This is a genomic window from Pseudoalteromonas sp. GutCa3, assembly GCF_002836155.1.
GTDB lineage: Bacteria > Pseudomonadota > Gammaproteobacteria > Enterobacterales > Alteromonadaceae > Pseudoalteromonas > Pseudoalteromonas arctica.
In genome coordinates this window covers 1-5,245 of record NZ_PJBK01000045.1, presented here as the reverse complement: position 1 = coordinate 5,245, position 5,245 = coordinate 1, and the positions used below count along the sequence as shown (strand labels likewise).

Genomic DNA, 5,245 nt, shown 5'->3' with positions numbered 1-5,245 from the left:
AATTCAACACATTCAAAATAATCAACTACAATAAGTTAATCATTTGTTGCATCTCATTTTAATGAGGCATATTTATTTAATACTGTTGTAGGAGTTTGAATGCCCAATGTAGAGAGTTATATAGAAGGTGTATCATTAATAGATGTGCAGCAATTAACTACCTCTCTTGATAATGACATTCAAGCTAGCTTAGAAAGCATTGCTGAGCTTGTTTTAAACATTTTTGATACTAGCGCACTCTCTATTGTTGCTAACCGGCCTCAACGTATCATTGAGCTATATAAATTCGGTTCAAAAATAACAGTAGCAAAAGAACAACTATCTAATGACATTTTTAGTGAATCGATTATCGAGTCTAACCCTAAAATATTCAGAGTTATATCGCCTATCATTTTGCCCTCAGGCCTTAAGTTTGGATGGTTTATATTTGACCGAGCAAGTGATTCACTACTTACAGAAAAAGAGCAATCAATCTTAAATAGTTTACAAAAAAACTTTGTAAACCAGTTAATCCAACGTAAAAAACAATTAGAAAAAATAAACAGTTCTAAGTTTCACTCAACAATTTTTGAGCAAAACAAAGAAGACGAAATTGAAAAAGATCGCCTACTCAAAAAATTACAAAAAGTGAGTGATGAACTTGATGAATTTACCAGTATTGCTTCTCACGATCTAAAGTCACCATTAAATGCTATAAAGCGTTTATTAGAGTGGATTTATGATGACTGTAAAGATTTACTCCCTCAAGAGCACCTAGAAAACTTTCAGCTTGTGCTCAGCCGGGCTAATAGAATGCAAGTACTACTAGAGGATTTACTAAGCTACTCGAGAATAAATAGCTGTGATTCAACGCGTGCAAACATATCTTTAGAAAGTATTTACCAAGATGTAGAACAAATTTTAGAAGTTCCACAGACTGTCACTGTTGATATACATGCCAACAACGAAGTACTCGATATACCGCTAATCCCTTTTAAAACTGTTTTTCAAAATCTTATTAGTAATGCAATAAAGCATAACAATAAAGAGCACCCGGTTATCGACATTTCACTTATCCGCTCTAATCAATATTACATTATTGAAATAAAAGATAATGGCCCTGGAATTGACCCTAAATATTTTTCACTCATATTTAAGTTATTTCAAACATTACAATCTCGAGATGACGTTGAAGGTAGCGGCATTGGACTCTGCATTGCCAATAAGCTCATTATTAATTACAGCGGAAAAATTGAAGTAGCCTCCGATGGAAAGCTTGGCAGTACATTCACTATTTATTGGCCAAAATTTTAACTATGAAATTATCAATTATAAACGAGCATCATGTTGATGCTGCTCTTAGAAGGAACGTATGAATATTTTAATTGTTGATGATGACTTAGTTGATCGCAAATTAATTAAAAAAATGCTTATTTCTGATGACTCTCATCATCATGACATTACCGAAGTAACGTGCGTATCCGAGGGCTTGAAAGCCATTGAAGACACGCACTTTGATATAATACTACTCGATTATAATATGCCTAAAGAAGATGGCATTGAAATGCTAATTGAAATGCGTGCAAAGCCTAAACTCGGTAACACCGCAATTATCATGATTAGCTCCTCAGAGAACTCAGCTTTGGCTATTGAGTGTATAGAAGCCGGCGCTCAAGACTTTTTACCAAAAGGTGATATAACGAGGGATAGTTTAAATAAAGCGCTTATATATGCTAAAAAACGCTTCGAGGCAGAACAACGTATGCACAACAGTTATCTTGCTGTAAAGCATATGGCAGAAAGGGATCAACTTACTGGTTTGTCTAATCGATATCATTTTGAAGAAATACTAAAAGTAATGATAGCTAACAATAAACGTGCTAAAAACTGCGTGGCGTTACTTGCTTTAGATTTAGATAACTTCAAAAATATTAATGATACGCTTGGGCATAGTGTCGGCGACAAAATTTTAATACAAACAGTAGAAAGGATTCATAGTTGCCTGAGGCAAAATGAAGGATTTGCACGCTTAGGAGGCGATGAATTTGCAGTTATAATAGGTGGAATTTGCAATATTAATCAAATAGGTATGATAGCAAATAGAATATTAGCTGAAGTTTCTAAACCCTTTTTGCATGAAGGCAGAACTTTAAATTGCAGTGTTAGTATAGGAAGTGCCTTATACCCAAATGATGCTACTGAATCTCATGAACTGCTAAAATGTGCTGACATTGCAATGTATCGCTCAAAGCAAAGTGGTAAAAGTAGAATAAGCTTTTACAAAGAGCAATATCAATATGAGTTTAGTCGTCGGGTAGATATTCAAAATAGTATAAAAGAGCACATAGAGGAAAAAAACTTTAGGCTATTTTATCAACCTGTTTACTGTTCAAAAACACAAATAATGACAGGTGTCGAAGCCCTGATCCGTTGGCCAGATACAACCGTTAATTATACCCCCGATGAGTTTATTCCTATTGCTGAAGAGTGCCGATTAATAGCCCCCCTTGGAAAATGGATAATTGCGAGCGCTTTAAAGCAGTTATCTTTGTGGCAGAAAGACTATCAAACGCCGTTAACTCTATCTATTAATATTTCACCGATACAGTTGCAAAGAGAAGTTTTACAAACGTATCTATTAGAGACAGTCGAAAAATACAATTTAAAAACCAGTAGTATTATTCTGGAAATAACAGAAACAGCTTTTATGGAAAACAGTAAAGAAGTGATTGAGATATTAACCTCTTTGTCTAACAAAGGGTTTAGAATTGCTTTGGACGATTTTGGTATGGGTTACTCATCCATATCTCACCTTATTTCCTACCCTATTGATATAGTAAAATTAGACAAAAGCATGCAATCGTTAAGTGGAGAAAATAATAAGCGATTAAAAATAATCGAGAGCTTATCTTTAATGCTGAAGAAACTAGATTTTTCTGTGGTAGCTGAAGGAATCGAAACTGAAACCCAGCATCAGCTGTGTAAAAAATTAAATATAGACTACTTGCAAGGTTTTCTCTTTTCAAAGCCTATGCCTGTAAACGAAATTAATTTGCTGCTCGATGACTATAGTAAGAAAATAAGCCTTTAATAAATAGGTTATTTTGAGCCTTTGTAAAATTGAAGCTTAAATCAAACATCTGTGTAAACTTAAGCTAAAACCTTTGGTTTGTGCCACACACTCAAACTAAAGGTTCTCCAATTGGCACAGCCTAGTGGGTTAAAACTTAGAACACATGCAAATCAGCTGTGTTTTTCCAAATGCTGACCGATGACAGCCAATACTTTTTCTTTTAACTCTGCTGCCTGAAAGCTTCCTTTTACAAGGTAACCTTTAACAAAATCGTGTGACATTATAATCTTTTTTTCTTCTTCTCTTTCTGATGAGCTAAACATCATAACCACACAAGAGCTGATTTCTATCATCTTCCTCAGTTTAGAAAACGCTTCTAAAAACTGAATACCATTGACTCTTGGCATATTGATGTCTAAAAATATGAGTATAGGAGGAAATCCGTCTGGGTACTCCTTTCTGTTAGCTTCATAGTTCTCGAGAAATTCTAATGCTTCCTGACCATCTTTTTTTTCAAAAATTGTAAGTTCTAATTTAGCTTCTTTTATTAATCTTTTAAGAATGTACCGATCAACTTCATTGTCATCGACAATTAATATAGGAGGTTTAATTTTTGTCATGTTAGCTTATCCATTGGTATTATTATTTTAAACGTTGTACCTTCATCAGAGCTTTGCAGTGATATTTCTCCGCTTAAGTACTCAATGTGTTTTTTAACCAACGCCATCCCTAAACCAGAGCCTGTGCTCGTCTGTGCATGGAATCGCTTAAACATATCAAACACTTCACCTTGATGCTTTTGTGGTATTCCCATTCCGTTATCTGTAACAGTAATAAAAAACGTCTCTTGCTCATTGAAAATATCACAGCGGACATAAGGCGAGTCTTTATTTCTGTCGTAATACTTCAACCCGTTTGATATTAAATTTTCAATGATTTGTGCAAAACGTGCTTTTTCAGACCTGATAGGTACTGATAGATTGATTGTTGTTTCGAGCGTACAAGGATTATCTTTCATGAGCCAAGACAGCCGTTCTTTCATATCAATAATTAACTGATTAAAGTCAATTACATCTCTATCTTCATTGCCAATTTCAGCTTTCGCTAACAATAAAATATCAACAACAAGTGTTTCTAACTTTTCCATTTGTTGATAAATAACCAGTGCATTTCGGCTTGCCTCCTCTGTGTCTCCCGCTTTTATATCTTCAATAACAAAATGCGCTAGGGATTTAGCCCCTGACAGCGGTGATTTCAGGTCATGAGAAGCTCGATAAGCAAACTGGGCAAGCTCATCATTTGCTTGCTGCAGGGAAGCTGTTTGGCTGTTAATAATTTCTTTGAGTTCAATACTGTTTTCAATATTTAAAAGATCATTTTTAATTCGCTGTCTGGCCGCGATAACGAGTGCTTTTAATTCACCCGACGTTTTTATATCAAGTTCATCGTCTAGATTAATATTGCTTTCGGGCTTACTTGATAAAAGTAGAGTTAGATTTCGAATAGAGCTCGATATTGTGCGAGAAAGATAACTTATAAAAAGAATATTAAAAAAAGATATGATTATAACAAGTGGAATTAATGTCATTAGTATAAACGATACTGTTTTTCTAATTGGTTCTTCAAACATCTCAGAGTGTTTGTTAAAGCTATCAAGTGCAACATTAAGGTTTAATAAAAAATCATCTCTGCTGAGTTCACCTTTCTTATATTGAATAACTGACAATAGTGCTTTATCCGCAATTTCTATATCGTTTTCACAAATTGTTAAAGTTTGCTCTGTGTTAATAAATTTCATAACAGCATAATTTAATGGGTTTATTTCTTCAATACATTCAATCGGTTGCTGCCTAATTAACAATATATCTGACTCAATGGTATTTATATCTATGGGGATATTGTTTTCTATTTTTTTAACTGACTTGGTAAGTTGATGTGTATATTTTAAGTGAAGAAAATTAAGTTGGTGAAACTTAGCCCCTTTAGCGATTTCAAAAGCTGAATAAACAGTAATGCTTACCTCTGCTGCAGTTAAAATCACAATAAGCATCAATTTTCTGGAGATATTCATATACGACACCTATTTTAGCTACTAACCCAATAGTTTTTGCGTAACACTATATTAAGTATAGTATTTATAACCTTAGGTATAGCAGATTTTATCTTTTTTACTAGATGCTCTATAAATAACAA

The 5,245-nt window shown here is 33.9% G+C and carries 4 protein-coding genes; 2 read left to right on the top strand and 2 right to left on the bottom strand.

Annotated elements, in window-relative coordinates; genetic code table 11:
• Positions 1-99 precede the first annotated feature (99 nt).
• Together CXF64_RS08490 and CXF64_RS08485 are read left to right on the top strand one after the other, a co-directional pair.
• On the top strand, positions 100-1,293 hold the full coding sequence (locus CXF64_RS08490) for a sensor histidine kinase (protein WP_101216808.1): 1,194 nt from the start codon (positions 100-102) through the stop codon (positions 1,291-1,293).
• 58 nt (positions 1,294-1,351) lie between these two features.
• Positions 1,352-3,070: a two-component system response regulator gene (locus CXF64_RS08485; RefSeq protein ID WP_101216807.1), complete on the top strand. Its 1,719-nt coding sequence runs from the start codon at positions 1,352-1,354 to the stop codon at positions 3,068-3,070.
• 152 nt (positions 3,071-3,222) lie between these two features.
• Here the strand turns inward: CXF64_RS08485 and CXF64_RS08480 are convergent, their stop codons facing one another.
• Together CXF64_RS08480 and CXF64_RS08475 are read right to left on the bottom strand one after the other, a co-directional pair.
• On the bottom strand, positions 3,223-3,672 hold the full coding sequence (locus CXF64_RS08480; protein ID WP_101216806.1) for a response regulator: 450 nt from the start codon (positions 3,670-3,672) through the stop codon (positions 3,223-3,225).
• Entirely contained in the window at positions 3,669-5,123 is a 1,455-nt protein-coding gene (locus CXF64_RS08475) for a sensor histidine kinase (protein ID WP_101216805.1), read from the bottom strand. The genes CXF64_RS08480 and CXF64_RS08475 overlap by 4 nt, the downstream gene beginning before the upstream one ends.
• Positions 5,124-5,245: the final 122 nt, after the last annotated feature.

Excerpts from the sequence above, each read along its gene's own strand:
- CXF64_RS08475 (WP_101216805.1), bottom strand. The coding sequence starts at position 5,123 with ATGAATATCTCCAGAAAATTGATGCTTATTGTGATTTTAACTGCAGCA.
- CXF64_RS08485 (WP_101216807.1), top strand. The coding sequence starts at position 1,352 with ATGAATATTTTAATTGTTGATGATGACTTAGTTGATCGCAAATTAATT.
- CXF64_RS08490 (WP_101216808.1), top strand. The coding sequence starts at position 100 with ATGCCCAATGTAGAGAGTTATATAGAAGGTGTATCATTAATAGATGTG.
- CXF64_RS08480 (WP_101216806.1), bottom strand. The coding sequence starts at position 3,672 with ATGACAAAAATTAAACCTCCTATATTAATTGTCGATGACAATGAAGTT.